Source organism: Nocardioides sp., assembly GCF_047607185.1.
Classification (GTDB): Bacteria; Actinomycetota; Actinomycetes; order Propionibacteriales; family Nocardioidaceae; genus Nocardioides.
In genome coordinates, this window is sequence record NZ_JASGDQ010000136.1 from 37795 (window position 1) to 60499 (window position 22705).

Genomic DNA, 22705 nt, shown 5'->3' on the forward strand with positions numbered 1-22705 from the left:
CATGACGACCAGCATCGGCACGCGCTCCCTCGAGGAGCGGATCGACGAGATGGAGAGCCGGGCGGCGATCGCGGACATCATCGCCGGCTACTGCGAGGGCACGGATCGACGCGACCTCGATCGGTTCATGGGCATCTGGCACGACGACGCCGAGTACCTCATCCCCGGCGGCCGTGGCGACTTCCACGGCACCGAGGAGATCCGTCGCTCGCAGGAGGTCATCGGCAAGGTGTGGAAGGAGACCTACCACTGGACGACCAATCACACCGCGCACTTCGAGAGCCCGGACCGTGCGACCGGCCGCAGTGACGCTTTCGCCGTGTGCGTGCACCCGGACGGCAGGGTCAGCTGGGTCAGCTGCACCTATCACGACGTCTACGAGCGCCGCTCCGGCGTGTGGAAGCTCGCCCGGCGCCTAGTCGAGCGCTACTTCGTGAGTGCTCCACAGGACGTCGAGCTGCTTCCTCCCTTCTGAGTCGGCGACTCGATGACATCCGCGAACCGCGGCGTCTTCGTGGCAGGAGAGCCGAGATGAGCGCTGGACGGATGCTGGTCGCCGGAGCGAGCGGGCTGATCGGGGCCGCGGCGGTCGAGGCGTTCGCCGCCGAGGGATGGGACGTCGTCGCCTTCTCGCGGCGAGCCCCGGAGGTCGACGACACGGTGCGGTTCGAGCACGTGTCCGTGGATCTCACCGATGCGGCGGCGACCCGGGCGGCCATCGCCGGGCTGACCCCGGGGCCGACGCACCTGGTCTACGCGGCGGCGTACGAGAAGCCGGACCTCGTCGCGGGGTGGTCCGACCCCGAGCAGATGGCGACCAACCGGGCCATGCTCGATCACGTGCTGACCCCGCTCGCCGCCGCCGGCGGGCTGCGACACGTCGCGGTGATGCAGGGGACCAAGGCCTACGGCGTCCACCTGCACCCGATCCCGATCCCGGCGCGGGAGCGAGCGCCGCGCGACGAGCACGAGAACTTCTACTGGCACCAGGAGGACCTGCTCCGGGAGCTGGCCGACCGGCACGGCTTCGACTGGACGATCTTCCGTCCGGTGCAGGTCGTGGGCCCGGCCTACGGCGTGTCCTACTGCACCCCTGCGGTGATCGGTGCATTCGCCGCGCTCGGTGTCGCGGCGAGCATCCCGTTCGGCTTCCCCGGGGGCACGATCCACCCGGTCCGCCAGGTGGTGGACGCGCGGGTGGTGGCCGGTGCGCTCGTCTGGGCGGCCAGCTCTCCGGCGGCCTGGGGCGAGCACTTCAACCTGACCAACGGCGAGGTCTTCTCCTGGGTGGAGCTGTGGCCCGCCCTGGCCGATGCGATGGGGGTGCCGTGCGCGGAGCCGCGGCCGCTGAGCCTCGCCGAGACGCTTCCTCGGCTGGCTCCCGCCTGGGAGGAGATCGTCGCCAAGCACCGGCTGCGGCCGCTCGCGCTGCTCGATGTCCTGGGCCGGTCCCACCAGTACGCCGACTACACCTTCGGTCACGGCCTGACCACGATGCCGCCTCCGGCGCTGGTCAGCACCGTCAAGGTCAAGCAAGCCGGATACACGCGCGTCCACGACACGGAAGCGACCTTCCGCGACGCGCTGAGGACCCTGGTACGGCGTCGGGTGCTGCCCGATCTGACGGGCTCGGCCGGATGAGTGGGACGATGCCTGTCCCGGACCCGCGGCTGGTGCTGGCCTGGGGCACCGTCCGGGGTGCCACCTTCCCCGACCGGGTTGCCGCGGCTCGAGGGGCCGGCTACGACGCGATCGGCCTCGCCATCCCCTACTACCGAGCATTGCGCGCCGAGGGCTGGACCGACCGCGAACTGGCAGCCGTGCTGGCCGAGTGGGACGTCCGCGTCAACGAGGTGGAGGTGCTGTTCGGATTCCACGGCGTGCCCGGGCCGGCCGGCATCGCCAGCCGTCCCGGTCTGGTCTATGCCGATCCCGAGGTCGAGCGGACGGCGTTCCATCTGGCGGAGACCTTCGAGGTGCCGTTCGCGCAGACGGTCGGCACCTTCGACACCGGGCCGATCGGGCCGGAGGTGGCCGAGGCGTTCGGCGCGCTGTGCGACCGCGCGGCGACGTACGGCCTGCGGGTGGCGCTGGAGTTCGTCCCCTACAGCAGCATCCCGGACCTCGAGGCGGGCCTGGCCGTGGTGACCGAGGCGGACCGGGACAACGGCGGACTGTGCATCGACAGCTGGCATTTCTTCCGCGGTCGGCCGGATTGGGACCTGTTGGGGTCCGTGCCGGCCGAGCGAGTGTTCATGATCCAGGTCAACGACGGCCCGGTCCCGCCGGTCGATCCGGATCGCATGGTCGACGCGGTGCACCATCGCGTCCTGCCCGGCGAGGGGGACTTCGACCTCGGCTCCTTCGTGGCGGCCCTCGACAGGCCGGGGGTCGAGCCGGTCGTCTCGATCGAGGTCTACTCCGACGAGCTCTGGCGCCGGCCGACCAGTGAGGCGGCACGACGTGCGGCCGAGGCCACGCGCACCGTGTGGGCCGCGGCCCGGGCGTCCGGGCCGTCCCCGGTGTGACTTCGTGGTGACCTCGATGTGACCGTTGACACACATTATTACACTACGTTAAGTTTTACATCGCTAAGCAATCGGGGGAGCGAGGAGCAGATGAACCCGTACCGTGTCGCGGTCGTCGGATCCGGGCCCGCGGGCGTCTACGCGACTGAGGCGCTCGTGCGCAGCGACGTCGAGGTGTCCGTCGACATCTACGACCGGCTCCCCACGCCCTACGGCCTGGTCCGCTACGGCGTCGCGCCCGACCACCCTCGGATCAAGTCGATCATCGTCGCGCTCCAGAGGGTCCTCGAGCGCGAGCAGGTCCGCTTCCTGGGCGACGTCAACGTGGGCGTCGACGTCTCGATCGACGACCTGGGGGAGTTCTACGACGCCGTCGTCTTCGCCACCGGGGCGTCGGCCGGGCGCCGGCTCGCCATCCCGGGCGAGGACCTCCCCGGCGTCTGCTCCGCCACGGACTTCGTCGCCTGGTACAGCGGGCATCCCGACCATGCGGGGGCGGGAGAGTCCTTCGCTCTCGACGCGGAGTCGGTCGTCGTGATCGGCGCCGGAAATGTGGCACTCGACGTGGCCCGCCTCCTGGCGAAGTCGGCGGCAGATCTGGCGCACACCGACATGCCGCCGCACGTTCTGGAGCGTCTCGCGAGCAGCGGGGTCCGCGATGTCCACCTCGTCTGCCGCCGCGGGCCGGAGCACGCCAAGTTCACCGCGAAGGAGCTGCGCGAGCTGCTGGAGCTCGAGGACCTCGCGACTCGCCTCGACGCCGACCTGCTGCCCGCCGATGCGGCGGATCCGATGGTGGCGGCCAACCTCAAGGCCTTCGCGGAGCTCGCCGTGCGGGAGGTCGTGAACGGCCAGCGGACCCTGCACTTCCACTTCTGGTCCCGGCCGATCGAGCTCCTCGGAGACGGTGACGGGGTGGCGGCGCTCCGCCTGGAGAGGATGCGCGAGGTCGAGGGCGTGGTGCGTCCGACCGGCGAGGTCGTCGAGCTCGAGGCCGGCATGGTCGTCAGGTCGGTCGGCTACCACAGCACGCCCGTCGGGACGCTGCCGTTCGACGAGGGCCTCGGTCGCATCCCGAACGACGAGGGGCGCGTGACCGGGCCGGACGGACGTCCGATCGAGGGCCGCTACGTCGCCGGCTGGGTCAAGCGCGGGCCGTCCGGGGTCGTCGGGACGAACCGGGCCTGTGCGGCCGGCACGGTCGCCGGCCTGCTCGCGGATCTGGCCGGCCGGCCGGCCCGCGGCGCATCGGCGGCGGATGTCGATCGAGCGCTCGCCGAGCGCGGCATCGTGCCGGTGACCTACGACGGCTGGCTCTCGATCGACGCGGAGGAGCTCGACCGCGGCCGAGGACTGGGTCGCGTCCGCACCAAGATCCCCGATTGGGAGACCCTGCGTCGGATCGGGTCGGCAGCCGGACGCGAGCCCGTCCAGAACACCGCCTGAGCTCGGTAGCCGCTCTCCCACCACCTCCCTTCGAGAAGGAAGTCAGCATCCCCATGGCCTACGTCATCTACGGCAACTGCATCGACGTCCTCGACCGCAGCTGCGTCGAGGTCTGTCCGGTCGACTGCATCTATGAAGGTGCTCGCAAGGCCTATATCCATCCCGACGAGTGCGTGGACTGCGGTGCCTGTGAGCCGGTCTGCCCGGTCACGGCCATCAAGTACCGCGACGAGGTTCCGGAGAGCCAGACGGAGTTCGTCGAGGACAACGCTCGCTTCTTCCTCGAGCCCCTCCCGGGTCGGGACGAGCCGCTGGGTCACCCCGGCGGCTCGACCGACGTCGGGCCCACCGGTGTCGACACCGCCCTGGTGTCACGTCGCCCGGCGTCGCCGGGCGACGTCTGAGTCCCATCCACCTGGAAGGCACGCCCACGATGAAAAGCCTGAAGGAAGCACGCGACCAAGATCCTTACCCCTTCTTCGCCGACCGACTCTCGCGTGGTCCCGTGCACTGGGACGAGGGCATGAACGCCTGGATCGTCGTCGGCTACGAGGAGTGCCGATTCGTCCAGCTCAACGAGGATCTCTTCGCCCACCCCTACTTCGAGCTGAAGGGCGCGGCGGACGTCTACGGCGGCCCCAAGGGCGTGCTGCTGCTCCAGGGCGAGCAGCACCACTCGGTCCACAACTTCCTGCTCCAGCACTTCACGCCGGTGACGGTGCGCAAGTACCGCACGGACTTCATCGCCGAGCTGGTGAGCGCGCGACTCGACGCGATCCAGGGTCGCTCGCGCGTCGACCTGGCTGCCGAGTTCGCCTCCGTCGTCCCCAGCGACGTGATCGCCGCTCTGCTCGGCCTCGACTGGCACGACGAGGAGCTGATGGCGAAGTGTCGGCGCTGGAACTCGACCATGTTCCGGTGGACCGAGACCTTCGGCGAGGACGAGGAGGCTTACACGGCCGCCGCCAGCGCGGCGGCGTCCCTCAACGAGGTGCTCCTCCCGGTCATCCGAGCCCGCCGCGACGAGCCTCGCGGCGACCTGATCTCCGTGCTGTGGGAGCAGGGTCAGGGAGTGCTGGAGGAGTGGGGGGAGGAGGAGATCCTGGCCCAGGCCCGGGTGCTGTTCTTCGCCGGCACCGACACGACGGCACACTTCCTCAAGAACGCGATCTACACGCTGCTGAACTACCCGGAGCTCCAGGACCGGATCCGTGGGGACGAGCGCCAGATCGCTGCCTTCGGCGAGGAGGTGCTGCGCTACCTGGCGCCCGTGCAGTTCCGCGTGCGCGTCGCGACCCAGGACGTCGAGGTGGCAGGTCAGCTGATTCGCAAGGGTGACCGGGTGCACCCCGTCAACGGCGCGGCGAACCGCGACCCCCATCAGTTCCACGACCCGGACAAGGTCGACCTGGAGCGAGGGAACCTCAAGACGCACGTCGCGTTCAATGTGGGTCCTCGCTATTGCGTGGGCGCCGCGCTCTCGCGTGGCGAGGAGCTCGAGGTGATCTCGCAGCTGCTCGAGCGCTACGGCTCGCTGCGCTGGGACACCGACGCCGAGCCTGCTCGCTACCGCGGCTATATGCCGCGTTCGTTCAGCCCGCTGAACGCGATCCTCGAGCCTGCCCTGGAGGCCGTGCCCTGACCGGGGTGCCGACCGCGAGGCCGCCCTCGCGGCGGCCGCCGGGTGCCCGGCGGCCGCCGTCGTCGTTGAGAACGCGTTGGGAAAGTCCTGGCGGTAGCCGGCGGCTCCAGGTCAGCCTTGGGTGACGCGGCCCGACCGCGCGCTCGCCTCGGCGAAGTCGACGATCACAGTGTCGGTCTCCGAGCCGAGCAGCTCGCGCTGGGCGATGATGTCCTCCAGGCGCAGGGCCGTGCCGCCGGTGATTTCGTCGACCGGCGTCCACTCCCTCATCCGGGACACGGTCGGCCCGTGCACGACGAAGACCTGCCCGGTCATCCCGCGGGAGTGCGCGGAGCCGAGAAAGGTCGTCAGCGCGGCGACGCTCTCGGGATCCCATTCGTCGACCTCGCCCTCCGCCGGCTCCATGCCCTGGACGACGCCCTCCGTCATTCCCGTGCGGGCGCGAGGACAGATCGAGTTCGCCCGCACGCCGTACCGCGCCAGCTCGCGCGCGGCCACCTGGGTGAGCGCGACGATGCCGGCCTTGGCCGCGGAGTAGTTGACCTGCCCGAAGTTGCCGTACAGCCCGGCCTCCGAGGAGGTCGTGACCACGGCCGCGTCCACCGGATCACCAGTCTCCTGCCACCGGCTCTTCCAGTGCGCCGCGGCGAAGTGGAGCGGGCCGGCATGGCCCTTGAGATGGACCGCCATCACGGCGTCCCACTCGGCTTCCGAGAGGTTGACGATGGTCCGGTCGCGGATGATGCCGGCGTTGCACACGAGCACGTCCAGCCTGCTGTCGACCCCGACGGCCTGCCCGATCAGGCGCTCGGCGCCGTCCCAGGTCGAGATGTCGTCGGTGTTGGGCTCGGCGCTCCCGCCCGCCGCGACGATCTCCGTCACCGCCTCCTCGGCCGAGGCTCGGTCTACGTCGTTCACGATGACGTGGGCGCCAGCCAGTGCGAGCGCCCTGGCCTCGGCCCGCCCGATGCCCTGCCCGGCGCCGGTGACCACGGCGACCTTGCCCCTCAGCTCGTCCATGACGCTCCTTCTGTCCCTCGATGCTGTGCCCCGGACCGCGCACACGGTCCGTTGATCGGCACTGAAGCACATTTGCTTAGCTAGGTAAAGGGTCTTGGATAGCCCATTGCTCCGATCGATGCCAGATGTTATACATGGCTAACTAATGAGTGATGGGCATCACTCCTGAACGTGCTGGCTCCGCCGGGCCCTGGTCCGTGCGCGACGAGAGGAACGAGCATGACTGCTCCTTCGCCGACGACGAAGAGCGACCGCGAGACCTACTACCGCGACCACGGCTACTGGACGTCGGAGCGCCTGGGCTGGTGGGTGTTCGACGTCGCCGAGCGGACGCCGGATCGCGAATTCCTGGTGATCGGCGACCTGCGGCTGACCTACGGGGAGTTCGCCGCCTGGGCGGACGTGCTCGCCGCTCACCTCGTCGACGCGGGGGTCGTGCGGGGGGACCGCGTCCTCATCCAGCTGCCGAACCTCGCCGAGGCGTTGCTGGGCCAGGTCGCCGCCTTCCGGATCGGCGCGGTGAACGTGCCCGTGGTCCCGATCTACCGCGAGCACGAGATGGCGCACATCGTCGAGGACTGTCGGCCGCGGGCTGTCATCTCGATCGGGGAGAGCCGGGGCCGTCACCCCGCCGAGGAGCTCGACGGCATCCTGGAGAGCGCGTCGTGGGGGCCGGTCGCGCGCTTCTGCGTCGGCCCGACCGAGCCGCGTCCGGGGTGGCGACCCTTCCCGGGCCGCCACGATCCCCGGCCGGCGGTGTCACTGCCGGACCCGCTCGAGCCCGACAAGTGCGCGCTCATGCTCTACACCTCCGGTACGACGTCGGCGCCGAAGGGCGTGGAGCTCACCGGTCAGGCGTTCGTGTCGAACGCTCGCAGCATCCGTCACACGATGTCGCTGAGCGCCAAGGACGTGTTCTTCTGCGCCTCCCCGCTCTCACACCTCGCGGGGTTCGCCGCGGGGGTGGTGTGGCCCGCCTCCATGGGCGCGAAGATCGTCGTGATGCCGACGTGGGACGGCGAGGAGGCGGCACGCATCATCGAGCGGGAGAGATGCACCTTCACCACCGCCGCGTCGGTCTTCCTCCACGACCTGGTGGCGGCTCATCGAGCAGGCATCGGGACGAGTCACCCCATCACGGTCTTCATGTCCGGCGGTGCCCAGACCGCGCCCGACCTGATCCGGGAGGCCGAGGAGGTGGGCATCACCGCCCTGCGTGGCTATGGGATGACCGAGACCGGCGGCGGGGTCTCCTGGCTCGCGCCGACCGAGCCCCTCGACATCAGGGCGGAGTACGACGGCGCGATCGTCCCCGGCAGCGAGATCCAGGCGGTCGACGCGGACCGCCGGGTCCTCGCACCGGGGGAGGAGGGCGAACTGCGGATCCGCGGACCCCAGGCCCTGATCGGCTACACGAGCCCCGAGCTCACTCGCCAGCAGCTGGACGACGACGGCTGGTTCTACACCGGCGATCTCGGCCGGGTCGACGAGCGTGGCCTGGTGCGGATCACCGGCCGGACCAAGGACATCATCAATCGCGCGGGGGAGAAGTTCTCGGCCCGCGACATCGAGGAGCTGATCCAGCGCCACCCGGCCATCGACATGGCGGCCGTCGTGGGGCTCCCGGACGAGCGACTCGGCGAGGTCGTTGGAGCGTTCGTCACCCTGGCCGAGGGCCAGGCCTGGCCCGGTGACGCCGAACTGGCGGCCTACCTCGACCGGGCGAGGCTGGCGAAGCAGAAGATCCCGACCTCATGGCGCGTGCTGGCCGAGTTGCCCCGGACCGCCTCGGGAAAGATCCAGAAGCACGAGCTCCGCAACCTGCCCTGACCCCCGCGACCACCTGGGAGCCCGGGACATGGCGCCGGCTCCAGGACGGCGGCATCTGCTGCCGTCCTCATCGTAACCACCAGAGGAGCTGAGCTGTGACACGTCCTGACCGAACTCCGGTCATCGCGGCCATCGGATTGTCCGACGGTCCGAAGGCCCCTCATCTCGATGCCCTTGGCCATCAGGCCCAGGCCCTGCAGCGGGCCCTGGCGGACTCGGGTCTCACCAAGGATGACATCGACGGATTCGGCTGCGCCGAGGCGTGGATTCCCGGGGTGCCCGGCGTCGACCTGCCCGAGACGGCGGAGTACCTCGGGCTCGATCCACAGTGGATCGAGGGCACCTACACCGGCGGATCGGCCTACGAGTTCCAGATCCAGCACGCCGAGGCGGCGATCCGGTCCGGGATGGCCAACACCATCCTGCTCACCTACGGGAGCGACCTGCTGACCCGGATGGGACGCAGCCTCGGAACGGGATACGGGCGCACGCCCGTCGGCGGTGCCGCCTACGAGGAGCCGTACGGCAAGACCACCGTGGCCGCCTATGCGATGGCCGCCCAGCGACATATGCACGAGTACGGCACCACGCCCGAGCAGCTCGCCAGCGTCGCCGTCGCGGTCCGGGAGTACGCCGCGCACAACCCGCAGGCCATCTACCGCAAGCCGCTGACGGTCGAGGACGTCCTCGGGTCTCGGATGATCGCCGACCCGCTGCACCTGTTCGACTGCTGCGCGATCACCGATGGCGGCGGTGCGGTCATCGTGACCACCGAGGAGCGCGCTCGCGACCTGCGGCAGCCGTTCGTCTCGATCCTCGGCACGGCGGCGCGCCAGAACCACTGGAACGTCTCGCAGTCGCCGGACGTGACGACGACCGCCGGCGCCCGCTCCGGCCCGGATGCGTTCGCTCGGGCCGGCCTGACCCCCGACGACGTGGACATGGCGATGCTGTACGACAGCTTCACCATCACCGTGATCCTCCTGCTGGAGAGTCTCGGGTTCTGCCGACCGGGCGAGGGCGGGCCCTTCGCCGAGGAGGGCAACCTCCGGCTGGGAGGACGGCTGCCGATCAACACCGACGGCGGCGGCCTCTCGGCCTGCCATCCGGGCCTGCGCGGGATCTTCCTGCTGATCGAGGCCGTTCGACAGCTCCGCGGCCAGGCCGGAGAGGTGCAGGTGCCGGACTGCGAGGTGGCCCTGGCCGCCGGGTCCGGAGGCTGGTTCTCCACGATCGGGGTCACCATCCTCGGGAAGGGCAAGTGAGACAGATGGCATCGGAGAGCATCCGTGGCGAGCAGGGGACCCTCGAGGTCGTCGACGTCGCCGACCGATGGGTCAAGCCGGTTCCCGGGCTGGACCCCGTCAACGAGGTCTACTTCCGCGCCGCCTACGACGGCACCCTGCTGATCCAGCGGTGTCCGGCCTGCGGCGCGGCCCAGCACTACCCCCGCCTGCTGTGCGCCCGTTGCGCGGCGACGCCCGAGTGGGAGGCCGCCAGCGGGAGAGGAACGATCTACACCTTCACCGTCATCCGGCAGGCGGGCATGCCCGGCTTCGACGAGGAGGCGCCGTACGTGATCGCCCTCGTCGACCTGGAGGAGGGTCCGCGGCTGATGGGGAATATCACCGACTGTCCGGTCGATCAGGTGCGCATCGGCCAGCGCGTGCGTGCCTACTGCCTCCGAATCGCCGACGGCGTGGGGCTGCCCCAGTGGCGACCGGAGCCCTCGTCGGACTGAGCTGCTGGGCTCTCGGCGACGGCTCGGGGACGTTGCTGAGCACCTATTTCTTAACTTAGTTAACGAATCGGTCGCAACCTCTTGACAGCGGCCTCGTGTGACGTAAGTCTCGTATCACTTAGACATGTTAACCAATCCAGCGTCTGAGCCATTCACAGCCAAGGAGTCTCTCGTGCAGTTCAAGTCCCTCATCGGCGCCGGCGCCCTGGCGCTCGCCGCCTCGATGTCACTCGCCGCTTGCGGCTCCGACGGTGACAGCGACGCCTCGGGCAGCGACGGCAAGGCGCTGGTCGTCGGTTTCGCCGCCCCGCTCACCAGCGGCAATGCCGCCGTGGCCGAGCAGATGGTCAACACCGCTCAACTGGCCGTGAAGACGATCAATGCCGAGGGCGGCGCCGGCGGCCGCCAGCTCTCCCTCAAGGTCTACGACGACAAGCTCACCGCCGACGAGTCGGCCAAGGTGGCGCAGCGCGCGATCACGGTCGACAAGGCCGAGGTGATGATGGGTGGCTACACCAGCATCGAGGGCCTCGCCATCCGCCAGGTCGTGGAGCCGCGCAAGATCGTCTTCATCAACTCCTCGACGATCTCGCCCGCGCTGATGGACGGCGCGACGTACACCTTCCGCACCACGGTGGACCAGAGCGACTACCCGGCGCAGATGATCGCGCTGCTCAAGTCGCTCGGCTACAGCCACGTGGTGGTCACCGCCGACGACGGGCCGACCGGCTCGACGCTGTGGCAGCCCATCGAGGACCAGGCGAAGCAGGCCGGCATGGACCCGGGCGAGACCGTCCACTACACCCTGGGCGCGACCGACCTGACCTCGGCGGTCTCCCAGCTGAAGAGCGAGAAACCGGACGCCGTGGTCCACATCGGCTCGGCGGCGGCGGACGCCGGCCTGATGCTCAAGACGATGGCGGAGGCGGGCGTCAACGTGCCGGTCGTCGGCTTCGGATCGCTCATCGCCCCCGACGCCCTGAAGATCGGCGGCGACGCCTACACCAAGCTGCCGGCCATCTACACCCTCGCCAACCAGCAGCCCTCCAAGCCGGAGTACCAGGCGTTCATCAAGGCCTACGCCGACGAGTACGGCGGCGACCCCGACGACCTCGCGCTCGGCCTGGCCGAGCAGGCCGGCGCCACCTGGGATGCCTTCACGGTCCTGAAGAAGGGGCTCGACGCCACCGAGGGTGACACCGACGGCGACAAGCTCGCCAAGGCGCTCGACGACATCACGCCCTTCGTGGGCGCGGCGGGCAAGGAGGGCGCCCTGATCAACTTCGGCGACGGCCGCGACGGCTTCAGCAAGTCGCTGGTCGCCTTCCAGTTCATCGACGGCACGCCTCAAGAGCTCGAGCAGCAGCCCGCCTCGTGAGCCGTCACCTCCTCTCCGACGCGCTGGGTCCGGTCCTTCCGGGCCCAGCGCTCGACGAGGAGGCGGTGCGGCAGATCACCGCGCTCCAGATGGACTACTGCGCGAGCGTCGACGGTGCCGACTTTGCGCGGTTCGCGTGGCTGTTCCGGGGCGGCACCTGGCTGGGGATGCCGGGCTCGCAGGTCGAGGACTGGCTGCGACGCAACCTCCTCACCTACGACGGTGCGACCCACACACACCACCGCCTACACACGATCACGCTGACCCGTGGCAGCTCCGCCGACGAGGTGACGGGCACCTGTGCCATCCACGTGACGCAGCAGCTGCCGGGCGGGCCGGCGCTGCTCGTCACCCACAACACCTATGCGGACCGGTTCCGTCGCGTGAACGGGTCGTGGCGGTTCGGCTCCCGGGCCATCACCCGACGTCTACCTGGAGACGACTCCTGGCATCGGCGCCGGCCGCCGGCCGGGTCGTGAGAGAAGAGAGGAAGCGGCACGTGCGGATCTTCGAGGGCCTGACGGACCTGGCCGACTCCCAGGGGGAGGACCTCGGTGCGAGCGACTGGATCCTGGTCGACCAGAGACGGATCGACGGGTTCGCCGAGGTGACGGGCGACCACCAGTGGATCCATGTCGATCCGGCCCGCGCCGCCTCGGGCCCGTTCGGACGGACGATCGCCCACGGCTACCTCACGCTGTCGCTGCTGGCCGAGCTGACCACCAGGCTGTACCGCGTCGACGGGGTGTCGTTCGCGGTGAACTACGGCCTGGACCGAGTCCGGTTCATCACCCCGGTTCTCGAAGGATCGCGGATCCGGGCCACGGCACGGCTCGCCGAGGTGGACCGCCTGGAGGGTGCCGTCCAGTTGAGGCTCGAGAGCAGGATCGAGATCGAGGGTCAGGATCGACCGGCCGCGGTCGTGACGTCGCTCGCCCGCTACTTCGCCTGATTTCCCATCCCTCGACGTCGAGAGCCTTGAAGGAGCAGCATGAGACTGCGGTTGTCACCGGAGGACGCGGCCTTCCGCGCCGAGTTGCGCGAGTTCTTCACCACGCGGGTACCGCAGCACATCCGCGACGCGGTCGCGGCCCGGGAAGAGCTCACCAAGGAGCAGATGGTCGAGTCGATGCGCGCACTCGACGACGGCGGCATCGCGGTCCCGAACTGGCCCGTCGAGTGGGGCGGGAGGGACTGGTCGCCGCTCCGGCGCCACCTCTGGCACGAGGAGATGCAGGCGGCCTGCGTGCCGGCACCCATCCCCTTCAACGCTTCGATGGTCGGACCGGTCATCGCGGCCTTCGGCTCTCCCGAACTCAAGGAGCGGTTCCTGCCGGCGACCAGGCGGGTGGACATCTGGTGGTCGCAGGGCTTCTCGGAGCCGGACGCCGGGTCGGACCTGGCGAGCCTGCGCACTTCTGCGGTGCGCGACGGCGACCACTACGTCGTCAACGGCCAGAAGATCTGGACCTCGTACGCACAGTACGGCGACTGGATCTTCACCCTGGTCCGCACCGATCCCGACGCGCCGCGAAAGCAGGCCGGCATCTCCTTCCTCCTCATCGACATGAAGACGCCCGGAGTCACCGTGCGGCCGATCCGGCTCATCGACGGCGGAAGCCTCGTCAACGAGGTCTTCTTCGAGGACGTCCGTGTCCCGATCGAGAACCTCGTCGGCGAGGAGAACCACGGCTGGGACTACGCGAAGTTCCTCCTCGGCAACGAACGGGTCGGCATCGCCGGCGTCGGCGGCACCAAGTGGCTGCTGGGCGAGGCCAAGTCGTGGGCGGGGGAGCGGCTGAGACAGGACCCGCTGCTGGCGGCGGAGATCGCGAGGCTGGAGAACGACCTGCTCGCGATCGAGCTCACCTCGATCCGCGTCGCCGCCGATTCCTCCGACGGGCGGCCGCAGCCGGCGTCCTCGGTCCTGAAGCTGGCCGGATCCGAGATGCAGCAGAAGGTGTCCGAGCTGGTGCTCGACCTCGCGGGCGAGCGGGGACTCTCCTCGGACCCGGCCGCAGGGGCGCCGGCGTGGACGCGTCCGGCCGCCTCGTCGTACCTCCATCTGCGAGCGGCCAGCATCTACGGCGGCTCCAACGAGATACAGCGGCAGATCATCGCCAGCTCGATTCTGGGGCTGTGAGGACATGGACTTCGACTACACCGCCGAGCAGCGCGCCCTCCGTGAGGCGGTTCGCGCACTGCTGGGCAGGACCTACGCCACGATCGACCGACGCCGTGAGGTCACTGCGGTGGACCCCGGCTTCGACGAGGTCGTGTGGACCCGGCTCGCCGAGATGGGCGTGCTCGGCCTCCCCTTCCCCGAGGAGGCCGGCGGCGTGGGCGCAGGGCCGGTCGAGGTGGGGCTGGTGGCCGAGGAGATCGGGCGCGTCCTCGCGCCCGAGCCCTTCGTGGAGGCGGTCGTCCTCTGTGGCGGGATGCTCGCCCGCGCTGGCGCGGACGTGTCGGCGATCGCCGACGGCACGGTGATCCCGGCCTTCGTCGACGCACCGGGTGTCTCCGCCCGGCGGACAGGCGCGACCTGGGCGTTGGACGGGAGCGCGGCACCGGTGCTCAACGGCGCCCGGGCCGATCTCCTGGTCGTCGTGGCCGACGTCGATGGAACCCCCGCCCTGTTCACCACGACCCAGCACGAGCCGACATCCTTCGCCACCTATGACGGTGGTCGCGCCGCCCGGATCGGCTTCGCCGCGTCGCCGGCCGAGCCGGTGGGCGATCCGGCTGCCGATGCTGGCGAGACGGTCGCGTATGCGAGGGCGGGGGCACAGGTCGCCTACGCCCACGAGGCGCTGGGGGCCATGGAGCGAGCCCTCGAGACGACCTGCGACTACCTACGCAGTCGGCGCCAGTTCGGCCGGCCCCTCAAGGATTTCCAGAGCCTGACGTTCCGAGCCGCGGACATGTACGTCTCGCTCGAGCTCGCCCGCAGCACGGCCTCCTGGGCGTCGATGGTGCTGGCCGAGGGCGACACCGCCGCGGGGATCGAGGCGGCGAGCCGCGCCAAGCTCCGCGTCGCGGAGTCCGGCCGACACATCGCCCAGGAGGCGATCCAGCTCCACGGCGGGATCGGCATGACGATGGAGTATCAGGTTGGTCACTACGCGACTCGCCTCACCGCCATCGAGCGCCTGCTGGGCGATCGACGTCACCAGGTCGCGCGCCTCGCGGCCACGGTCGGCGATCATCGCACCGTCGACCCGCTCCACTAGCTAGTAGAGCCTCCCATCCGATCGAACCCGCCGAGTCGGCAGAAGTGCTGGTCTCAGACCCGCCGAGTCGGCAGAAGTGCTGGCCGGCTTCCTGCACTTGTGCCGACTCGGCCCTTACCAGACCTGCACTTGTGCCGACTCGGCCCCTCCCAGACCTGCACTTCTGCCGACTCGCGCTGTCCGCCGACGAGGCGTGGCGTGGCGCGATCACCGCCTTCGAGGCTCAGCGAGCGGCCGAGCGCCGGGGGGTGGTGGCGCCGCTGATCAGGCGGTGGCGGCCTCGCTCAGCGCGCCCTCGGGAAGCGGCAGGGCGAGGATCTTGGCGGTCCGGACGAAGGAGTCGTGCGCGGTCGCCGGGTCGTCGGCCAGGTCGGTGCCGAAGCTCGGCACCAGTTCCCGGAGGGTCGGCTGCCAGGCCGACCAGCGGTCGGGGAAGCAGCGCTCCAGCACCTCGAGCATGATCGGCGCGGCGGTGGAGGCGCCCGGGGAGGCACCCAGCAGGCCGGCAATGGTGCCGTCGGAGCCGGTGATGACCTCGGTACCGAACTGGAGTACGCCGTTGGGCCGGATGACCTGCACCCGCTGGCCGGCGGTGATCTTCTCCCAGTCCTTCGGGCTCGCCCCGGGGAAGAAGTCCTGCAGGTCCTTGAACTTGGTGCGCGGCAGCGAGATGAGCTGCTGGATGAGGTAGATCGTCAGGCCGACATTGGTCAGGCCGGCCTTGAGCATCGGCCAGAGGTTGTGGAGCCTGATCGAGGTGAACAGGTCGAAGATCGAGCCGAACTTCAAGAACCGCGGGCTCCAGCCGGCGTACGGCCCGAACATCAGTGCGGGCGAGCCGCCCACGATCCGGGTGTCGAGGTGCGGCACCGACATCGGCGGCGCGCCGACCGCCGCCTTGCCGTAGACCTTGGCGTGGTGGCGGGCGACGAGCTCGGGCTTGGTGGTGCGCAGGAACTCCCCGGAGACCGGGAAGCCGCCGAAGCCGCGGACCTCCGGGATGCGCGACTTCTGCAGCAGCGGCAGCGCCCGGCCGCCGGCGCCGACGAAGACGAAGTCGGCGGTGTAGTGGAAGCGCTCGCCGGAGTGGTGGTTCTTGCCCATGACGTGCCAGACGCCGTCCATGGTGCGGTGCACGTCGCGTACGTCGGCGCCGTACTCGATCGTGGCGCCGCGCTCGACCAGGCTGTCGGTGAGGATCGAGGTCAGCGCGCCGAAGTCGACGTCGGTGCCGCCGGCGTGGAAGGTCGCCGCGATGGGCTCCTCGCCGACCCGGCCGTCGCGCAGCAGCGGCGCCCAGCTCTCGATGACCGCCGGGTCATCGCTGAACTCCATGCCGGTGAAGAGCGGGTGGTCCTTGAGGGCGTCGTAGCGGGCGCGCAGGTAGGCGACGTTGTCGGCGCCCCAGACGAAGCTCATGTGCGGGGTGGCGTGGATGAACGCCTCGGGGTCGGGGATGCGGCCGTTCTCGACCAGCGCCGACCACAGCTGCCGGGAGATCTGGAACTGCTCGTTGACCACGATCGCCTTGGAGATGTCGACGTCGCCGTCGCCGCGCTGCGGGGTGTAGTTGAGCTCGCAGAGCGCCGCGTGTCCGGTGCCGGCGTTGTTCCAGGGGCCCGAGGACTCCTGGGCGAGCTCGTCGAGGCGCTCCAGCACGCGGATGCGCCAGGTCGGCTCGAGCTCCTGCAGCAGGGTGCCGAGAGTGGCACTCATGATTCCGCCGCCGATGAGGACCACGTCCAAGGGAGTCTCCACCCCACTTGTATGAGGCATCGGCTCCCCGTGCCGCAAATCGGGTCCCGGCGGCGGGGCGAATTTGTGGCTCAGGTCATACCTTCGGCCCGCCGGATGGTGTGACGAAGGTCCCGGGGGCTCGTTGTCTTCGGCCCTGCTCGCCTCGGCACTCGCCGGGTGTGCTGGAGACATGACGAACCCCCAGCAGAGCAACTGGCTCCTGGTCGGCGTCGACGGCTCACCCGCCTCCGACGCCGCCGTCCGCTACGCCTCTCACGAGGCCCGTCGGCTCGGCGCGGGTCTGCGCATCGTCCACGTCATGCCCGAGGTGGCGCCCTACACCGCCATGGTCCCGGTCATGCCGGTCGAGCCGGCGGCGCTGCGCAGCGCCGGCCATGCGGTCCTCCACGACGCCGCCGCCCTCGCCCGCACGGTCCTCGACGCCCGCCAGGTCACCGTCCAGCTCCTCGACGGCCCGCGCGCCGGCGGCCTGGTGAAGGCCGCCCGCAGCGCCCGGCTGCTGGTCGTCGGCCACGAGCGCCGCTCCACCCTGGAGCGCATCGTCGTCGGCGCGACCACCCAGGCCGTCGCGGCCCGGGCCACCTGCCCCGTCGTCGCCGTCCCAGGTGATTGGGCGCCCGGCTCGGGCCGCGGCCAGATCGTCGTCGGGGTGAAGAACACCGAGCGCGCCGAACTACTGGTCCGTCGCGCCTGCGAGCTCGCCGCCGAACGGGGCGCCCGGCTGGTGCTGCTGCACGCCTGGGAGCTCCCGGGAGGGTACGACGACCTGATGCTCGCGCAGATCGACGAGCTGGCCTGGAGCGACCGGGCCAGGCACGAGCTCGACGACGTCGTCGCCCAGGTCGGCCGCGACCACCCCGGCGTGCAGGTCGAGATCAAGGTGGTCCACGGGCAGCCGGCCCGCATCCTCACGTCGGCCTCGGCCGAGGCCGACCTGCTGCTGCTGGCCCGGCGGCCGCACGCCTTCCCGCTCGGTCACTTCGGCTCCACCGGCCGCACCCTGCTGCGGGAAAGCAGGTGCCCGGTCGAGGTGCTGCCGCCGACCTCGGAGCCGGCGCTCACCGAGCTGGCGACAGTCAGCTAGGCAAGGCCGGCCCGCGGCCCCGTTCGCTCCCATAGCCTGGTCGCGTGCCCCGACTCACGCCCGAACACCGCGCCTGGATCGACGAGGCGGTCCGCCGCGTCGAGGCCGACTCCAACCGCAGCGCCGACACCCACCTCCACGTCCTGCCGCTGCCGGAGGCTGCCCGCTCCTCCGGCCCGGAGGTGGAGCTCTACCTCAAGGACGAGTCGGTGCACCCCACCGGCTCGCTCAAGCACCGGCTGGCCCGCTCGCTGTTCCTCTACGCGCTCTGCAACGGCTGGCTGCACGCCGGAGCCACCGTGGTGGAGGCGTCCTCGGGCTCCACGGCGGTCTCCGAGGCCTACTTCGCTCGGCTGCTGGGCTTGCCCTTCGTCGCGGTGATGCCGCGCTCGACGTCGCCGGAGAAGGTCGCGCTCATCGAGTGGTACGGCGGGCGCTGCCACTTCGTCGACTCCGCCGGCCAGGTCTACGACGAGGCGCGGCGGCTCGCCGCCGAGTGCGGCGGCCACTACCTGGACCAGTTCACCTATGCCGAGCGGGCCACCGACTGGCGCGGCAACAACAACATCGCCGAGGCGATCTTCGCCCAGATGGCGGCCGAGCCCCACCCGATCCCGTCCTGGATCGTGGTCAGCGCCGGCACCGGCGGCACCTCGGCCACCATCGGCCGCTACCTCCACTACCGTCGCCACCCCACCCGTCTGCTGGTCGCCGACCCCGAGGGCTCGGCCTTCTACGACGGCTGGGAGGCGGACACCTCCACCGCGACCGGCCCGGGCTCCCGGATCGAGGGCATCGGCCGGCCCCGGATCGAGCCGTCGTTCGTCGGCGGGGTCGTCGACGAGATGACCCGGGTCCCCGACGCCGCCTCGATCGCGACCATGCGGTGGGTCTCGGCCCGGCTCGGTCGCGACGTCGGCGCCTCCACCGGCACCAACGTGTGGGCGGCGCTGGGCGCCATCGAGCAGATGCGGGCCGCCGGTGAGTCGGGCAGCATCGTGACGCTGCTGTGCGACGGCGGTGACCGCTACACGACCACCTACTACTCCGACGCCTGGGTCGCCGACCAGGGCATCGACCTGGCGCCCTACCTGGCCGCGCTGGCGACGTACGACGAGACGGGCGAGCTCCCGCTCTGAGCGGCGAGAAAAAAGTTTCTCGGGAAACCGCGTCATGGGGTCCTAGGACCTACGTCCCCTCACCGAAGGTCGTCCACCGGTGGGGGGTGGACGACCTTCTCACTTCCTCCCCAGCACCGCGGTACCGGCGATCTCCTCGTCGGTCTCGATCGTGGCGGCCAGGCCGGCCCGCGCCATCAGCGCCCGGGTGAGCGGCGCCTGCCGCCGGCTCGACTCCACCAGCAGCAGGCCGCCCTCGGCGAGCCGGGCCGGCGCCGCCGCGATGACCCGCCGCTGCACGTCCAGCCCGTCCGGGCCGCCGTCGAGCGCCACCCGGTGCTCATGGTCGCGGGCCTCGGCCGGCAGCAGCGCGATCTCCTCGGTCGGGACGTACGGCGCGTTGGCGAGGATCACGTCGAAGACCAGGTCCGGGAGCGGCTCGAACAGGTCACCCTGGAGCACCCGCTCGGCCGGCAGGTTCCCTCGCGCGCAGGCGACCGCGGCCGGGTCCACGTCGATCGCCCACACCTCCGCACCGGGCAGCCGGCTCGCCACCGCCGCCCCGAGCGCCCCGGTGCCGCAGCCCAGGTCGAGCACCCGACCCGGCGCGGCGGCCACCGCCAGCCGCACCAGCAGCTCCGACCTGACCCGCGGCACGAACACCCCCGGCGCGCAGGCCACCCGGATTCCCGCGAAGCCGGCCCAGCCCAGCACCGTCTCCAACGGCTCGCCGGCGACCCGGCGCGCCACCATCTCCTCGGTGGCGCCGGCCAGCAGCGCGGCCTCCTCCTCGGCGAAGACGCACCCCGCCGCGCGCAGCCTCGCCACCAGCGCCTCGTCAGTCATCGGAGAGGATGCTGTCATGCTCGACCCCGTCGCCTGGATCGTCACCGGGTACGCCGCCCTGGTGACCGTCGCGGCAGTCCTCGGCGTCACGCTCAAGGCCCCCCGGCCCCGCTGGCTGGACCAGCTCGGCTGGATGCTGACGGGGCTGGCCGTCGTGCTCGCCCTGGTCGCGCTCGCCGCGCTCTCCGACGGACCCAGGCCGGAGTCGATGCCGACCTATCTCGGCTACGTCGGCGCGGCCGTCGTGATGATGCCGGTCGCGCTCACCACGATCCGGGACGACCGGGGGTCGTGGTCCTCGGGCGTGGTGGCCGCGGCCGCCCTGGCGACGGGCGTGGTCGCGGTGCGCATCATGATGGTCCGGTGAAGTCTGGTCCTCACCTCGTCCTCCTGGCCGTCTACGCGATCTTCGTGCTGGCCGCCGGGTCCCGCTCCCTGGTCCAGATAGCGACCCGGTTCGGCGACGCCCCGCTGGCCTATCTGCTCTCGCTGGTGGCCGCGGCCACCTATGTCGCCGGTTGGTTCGCCATCCGCCGCGCCGCGGCCGGGGAGCCCGGCTTCGCGCGGGTGATGCTCTGGGTCGAGCTCGGCGGGGTCGTCGTGGTGGGCACCCTGTCGCTGATCGAGCGGGACTGGTTCCCCGACGCGACGGTGTGGTCGGACTACGGTCGCGGCTACGGCTGGGTGCCCGCGATCCTCCCGGTCGCGGGTCTGATATGGCTATATCGACGACCTGCCGAGCCGAGGAGCCAGATGTGACCAGCGGAACCAGCACGGCCTATGCGGTCTCTCCCGACTCCGGCGAGCCGTGGGCGACGCCCGGCGCCTGGCCGGTCGCCGAGGGCATCCACCGGATCCCGCTGCCGCTGCCCAACGACGGCCTCCGCGCGGTCAACGTCTACACGATCGAGACCGAGGACGGGCTCACCCTGGTCGACGGCGGCTGGGCCATCACCGAGGGCCGTGAGGCGCTGGCGGCCGGCCTGCGGCAGATCGGGCGCAGGTTCACCGACATCCGGCACTTCCTGGTGACCCACGCCCACCGGGACCACTACACCCTGGCCAGGGTGCTCGGCCGCGAGTTCGACGCCCGGGTCTGGCTCGGCCGGGCCGAGCGCGGCGCACTGGCCGCGGCTCGCGAGTTCCGCAGCATCGGCGCAGACCGCGCCTTGCTGGTCGCACTGCGTGAGTCGGGCGCGAGCGAGCTGGTCGAGAGGCTGTCGGCCGAGCCGTTCGACGGGCCCGACCCGGAGACCTTCGCCGACGCCGATGACTGGATCGAGGGCGACGTACCACTCGCCGTCGGCGAGCGGACCCTCAACGCCGTACACACCCCCGGCCATACCCAGGGCCATTACGTCTTCGCCGACCTCGGCGCCGGCCTGCTCTTCGCCGGCGACCACGTGCTGCCGACCATCACCCCGTCGATCGGCCTTGAGGGCGTGGTCTCGGCGCTGCCGCTGGGTGACTTCATGGCCTCGCTGGCGAAGGTGCGGGCGATGCCAGACCTGCGGCTGCTGCCCGCTCACGGCCCCGTCGCACCCTCGGCCCATGCCCGGGTCGAGGAGTTGTTGGCCCACCACGAGCACCGCCTCGACCAGTGCTCAAGTCTGCTCGGCGAGACGCCGAAGATGGCCTACGAGGTGGCGCAGGGCCTGGGCTGGACCCGCCACGAGCGCCCTTTCGCCAGTCTCGACCTGTTCAACGCCAGCCTCGCCGCCATGGAGACCAAGGCCCACCTCGATCTGCTGGCCGCGCGCGGCCGGGCGACCCGCACCGAGACCCCGGAGGGCGTCACCTACGTCCTTGTGAAGGATTCGTGACCCGATAGGTCACTCTCTCGTCACAACCCACTAAGGTTGACGGCGTCAGACAGGGGAGCCCAGCAAGGGCTGAGAGTGCGGCAGAGCCGCAGACCCTCCGAACCTGATCCGGTTAGCACCGGCGAAGGGAGTCACGATGCGCAAGCGCGCGTTCATTCCGATCCTCGCCCTCGGGCTCGGTGCCTGCTCGCTCGCGGGCGGCAGCGACGACGGCGACCAGGCCGAGCAGGTCGTACTGGTCACCCACGAGTCGTTCGCGCTGCCCGACGAGCTGGTCGCCGAGTTCGAGGACGAGTCGGGCTACACCCTCAAGGTCCAGGCAGCCGGCGACGCCGGCACACTGGCCAACAAGCTCGTCCTCACCAAGGACGACCCCACCGGGGACGTGGCCTTCGGCGTCGACAACACCTTCGCCTCCCGAGCGCTCACCGAGGGCGTCTTCGCCGACTACACCCCCGCCGAGGTGCCCGCCGGGGTCGCCGGCTACGACCTGCCCGGCGACGACGGCAGCCACCTGACCCCGGTCGACAACGGCAACGTCTGCGTCAACATCGACACCACCTGGTTCGCCTCGCACGGCTTGCCTGCGCCCACCACGCTCGACGACCTCACCAAGCCCGCCTACCAGGACCTCCTGGTCACCCCGGGCGCCACCACCTCCTCGCCCGGGATGGCCTTCCTGCTCGCCACCATCGCGACGTACGGCGACGGCTGGCCCGACTACTGGAAGGCGCTGCTGGCCAACGGCGCCGAGATCACCGATGGCTGGTCCGACGCCTACGAAGTCGACTTCACCCAGGGCGGCGGCAGCGGCAACCGGCCCATCGTGGTCTCCTACGACTCCTCGCCCGCCTTCACGGTCACGGACGACGGCAGCTCCACGACGAAGGCGCTGCTCGACACCTGCTTCACCCAGGTCGAGTACGCCGGCGTGCTGGCCGGCGCCGAGAACCCCGATGGGGCGAAGGCGTTCGTCGACTTCCTGCTCTCGCCGGAGGTCCAGGCCGCGCTGCCCGAAGCGATGTACGTCTTCCCCGTCGTCGACGGCACCTCGCTGCCCGAGGACTGGGCGGCGCACGCCCCCCGGCCGACCGCGCCGCTGACCGTGGCGCCGGAGCAGATCGACGCCCACCGAGACGAATGGCTGCGGACCTGGAGCGACCTGGTCTCCCAGTGACCGACCCCCGCGGACGTCATGCGGTGGGCGCCACCGCTGGATATCTCCGCATGCCGCCGCGACGGGTCGCGGCTCTCGGAGCGC

The 22705-nt window shown here is 70.7% G+C and carries 23 protein-coding genes and 1 riboswitch; of the genes, 20 read left to right on the top strand and 3 right to left on the bottom strand.

The genetic code is table 11. The annotated features are described in order from the left end of the window. Position 1: 1 nt before the first annotated feature. The 6 genes from QM595_RS16010 (at position 2) to QM595_RS16035 (ending at position 5616) form a co-directional block, all read left to right on the top strand. Positions 2–475, top strand: a complete 474-nt coding sequence (locus tag QM595_RS16010; RefSeq protein WP_415172576.1) for a nuclear transport factor 2 family protein — start codon at positions 2–4, stop codon at positions 473–475. 56 nt (positions 476–531) lie between these two features. Next, positions 532–1641 carry an NAD-dependent epimerase/dehydratase family protein gene (locus QM595_RS16015; RefSeq protein WP_415172577.1) on the top strand — a complete coding sequence of 370 codons (1110 nt, stop codon included), beginning with the start codon at positions 532–534 and terminating at the stop codon, positions 1639–1641. Positions 1642–1649: 8 nt separating this feature from the next. Further along, positions 1650–2528 carry a sugar phosphate isomerase/epimerase family protein gene (locus tag QM595_RS16020; RefSeq protein WP_415172578.1) on the top strand — a complete coding sequence of 293 codons (879 nt, stop codon included), beginning with the start codon at positions 1650–1652 and terminating at the stop codon, positions 2526–2528. 90 nt (positions 2529–2618) lie between these two features. Then, complete coding sequence (locus QM595_RS16025) at positions 2619–3974, top strand: FAD-dependent oxidoreductase (protein ID WP_415172579.1); 1356 nt, start codon at positions 2619–2621, stop codon at positions 3972–3974. A gap of 53 nt (positions 3975–4027) precedes the next feature. Further along, positions 4028–4378, top strand: a complete 351-nt coding sequence (fdxA, locus tag QM595_RS16030) for a ferredoxin (protein ID WP_415172580.1) — start codon at positions 4028–4030, stop codon at positions 4376–4378. Between the two features lie 29 nt (positions 4379–4407). Next, a complete protein-coding gene (locus tag QM595_RS16035; protein WP_415172581.1) occupies positions 4408–5616 on the top strand; it encodes a cytochrome P450 in 1209 nt (402 codons plus the stop codon). A 111-nt stretch (positions 5617–5727) separates the two neighbouring features. Here the strand turns inward: QM595_RS16035 and QM595_RS16040 are convergent, their stop codons facing one another. Then, positions 5728–6636 (bottom strand): SDR family NAD(P)-dependent oxidoreductase, encoded by a 909-nt coding sequence (locus QM595_RS16040; protein ID WP_415172582.1) that lies wholly within the window; start codon positions 6634–6636, stop codon positions 5728–5730. 219 nt (positions 6637–6855) lie between these two features. Between QM595_RS16040 and QM595_RS16045 the strand changes: the two genes are divergently transcribed. The 8 genes from QM595_RS16045 (at position 6856) to QM595_RS16080 (ending at position 14815) form a co-directional block, all read left to right on the top strand. Continuing rightward, on the top strand, positions 6856–8466 hold the full coding sequence (locus QM595_RS16045; protein ID WP_415172583.1) for a class I adenylate-forming enzyme family protein: 1611 nt from the start codon (positions 6856–6858) through the stop codon (positions 8464–8466). Between the two features lie 95 nt (positions 8467–8561). Continuing rightward, positions 8562–9731, top strand: coding sequence for an acetyl-CoA acetyltransferase (locus QM595_RS16050; protein WP_415172584.1), 1170 nt, complete (start codon positions 8562–8564; stop codon positions 9729–9731). 5 nt (positions 9732–9736) lie between these two features. After that, positions 9737–10207 carry a Zn-ribbon domain-containing OB-fold protein gene (locus QM595_RS16055; protein WP_415172585.1) on the top strand — a complete coding sequence of 157 codons (471 nt, stop codon included), beginning with the start codon at positions 9737–9739 and terminating at the stop codon, positions 10205–10207. A 172-nt stretch (positions 10208–10379) separates the two neighbouring features. Further along, a complete protein-coding gene (locus tag QM595_RS16060; RefSeq protein ID WP_415172586.1) occupies positions 10380–11585 on the top strand; it encodes an ABC transporter substrate-binding protein in 1206 nt (401 codons plus the stop codon). Continuing rightward, on the top strand, positions 11582–12064 hold the full coding sequence (locus QM595_RS16065; protein WP_415172587.1) for a nuclear transport factor 2 family protein: 483 nt from the start codon (positions 11582–11584) through the stop codon (positions 12062–12064). The genes QM595_RS16060 and QM595_RS16065 overlap by 4 nt, the downstream gene beginning before the upstream one ends. 20 nt (positions 12065–12084) lie before the next feature. Further along, entirely contained in the window at positions 12085–12537 is a 453-nt protein-coding gene (locus QM595_RS16070; RefSeq protein ID WP_415172588.1) for a MaoC family dehydratase, read from the top strand. 39 nt (positions 12538–12576) lie between these two features. Beyond that, positions 12577–13728 (top strand): acyl-CoA dehydrogenase family protein, encoded by a 1152-nt coding sequence (locus QM595_RS16075; RefSeq protein ID WP_415172589.1) that lies wholly within the window; start codon positions 12577–12579, stop codon positions 13726–13728. Positions 13729–13732: 4 nt separating this feature from the next. Then, the gene (locus QM595_RS16080) at positions 13733–14815 is read left to right on the top strand and encodes an acyl-CoA dehydrogenase family protein (RefSeq protein ID WP_415172590.1); all 1083 of its coding nucleotides are present in this window, start codon (positions 13733–13735) and stop codon (positions 14813–14815) included. A 264-nt stretch (positions 14816–15079) separates the two neighbouring features. Here QM595_RS16080 and QM595_RS16085 read toward each other — a convergent pair whose 3' ends face one another. Then, positions 15080–16591: a malate:quinone oxidoreductase gene (locus QM595_RS16085; protein WP_415172591.1), complete on the bottom strand. Its 1512-nt coding sequence runs from the start codon at positions 16589–16591 to the stop codon at positions 15080–15082. A gap of 151 nt (positions 16592–16742) precedes the next feature. Here QM595_RS16085 and QM595_RS16090 point away from each other — a divergent pair, with 151 nt between their 5' ends. Both QM595_RS16090 and QM595_RS16095 read left to right on the top strand, forming a co-directional pair. Then, positions 16743–17657, top strand: coding sequence for a universal stress protein (locus QM595_RS16090; protein ID WP_415172592.1), 915 nt, complete (start codon positions 16743–16745; stop codon positions 17655–17657). Positions 17658–17701: 44 nt separating this feature from the next. Then, positions 17702–18796 carry a PLP-dependent cysteine synthase family protein gene (locus QM595_RS16095; RefSeq protein ID WP_415172593.1) on the top strand — a complete coding sequence of 365 codons (1095 nt, stop codon included), beginning with the start codon at positions 17702–17704 and terminating at the stop codon, positions 18794–18796. A gap of 99 nt (positions 18797–18895) precedes the next feature. Here the strand turns inward: QM595_RS16095 and QM595_RS16100 are convergent, their stop codons facing one another. After that, a complete protein-coding gene (locus QM595_RS16100; RefSeq protein WP_415172594.1) occupies positions 18896–19621 on the bottom strand; it encodes a putative protein N(5)-glutamine methyltransferase in 726 nt (241 codons plus the stop codon). A 16-nt stretch (positions 19622–19637) separates the two neighbouring features. Between QM595_RS16100 and QM595_RS16105 the strand changes: the two genes are divergently transcribed. The 4 genes from QM595_RS16105 to QM595_RS16120 all read left to right on the top strand — a co-directional run bounded on the left by QM595_RS16105 (position 19638) and on the right by QM595_RS16120 (position 22621). Continuing rightward, a complete protein-coding gene (locus QM595_RS16105) occupies positions 19638–19988 on the top strand; it encodes a hypothetical protein (protein ID WP_415172595.1) in 351 nt (116 codons plus the stop codon). After that, entirely contained in the window at positions 19985–20380 is a 396-nt protein-coding gene (locus QM595_RS16110; protein ID WP_415172596.1) for a hypothetical protein, read from the top strand. The genes QM595_RS16105 and QM595_RS16110 overlap by 4 nt, the downstream gene beginning before the upstream one ends. Continuing rightward, a complete protein-coding gene (locus QM595_RS16115; RefSeq protein WP_415172597.1) occupies positions 20377–21444 on the top strand; it encodes an MBL fold metallo-hydrolase in 1068 nt (355 codons plus the stop codon). Before QM595_RS16110 ends, QM595_RS16115 begins: the two co-directional genes overlap by 4 nt. A gap of 41 nt (positions 21445–21485) precedes the next feature. Continuing rightward, positions 21486–21591, top strand: a riboswitch (TPP riboswitch). Beyond that, entirely contained in the window at positions 21581–22621 is a 1041-nt protein-coding gene (locus tag QM595_RS16120; RefSeq protein ID WP_415172598.1) for a thiamine ABC transporter substrate-binding protein, read from the top strand. Its footprint overlaps the riboswitch before it by 11 nt. Positions 22622–22705 lie beyond the last annotated feature (84 nt).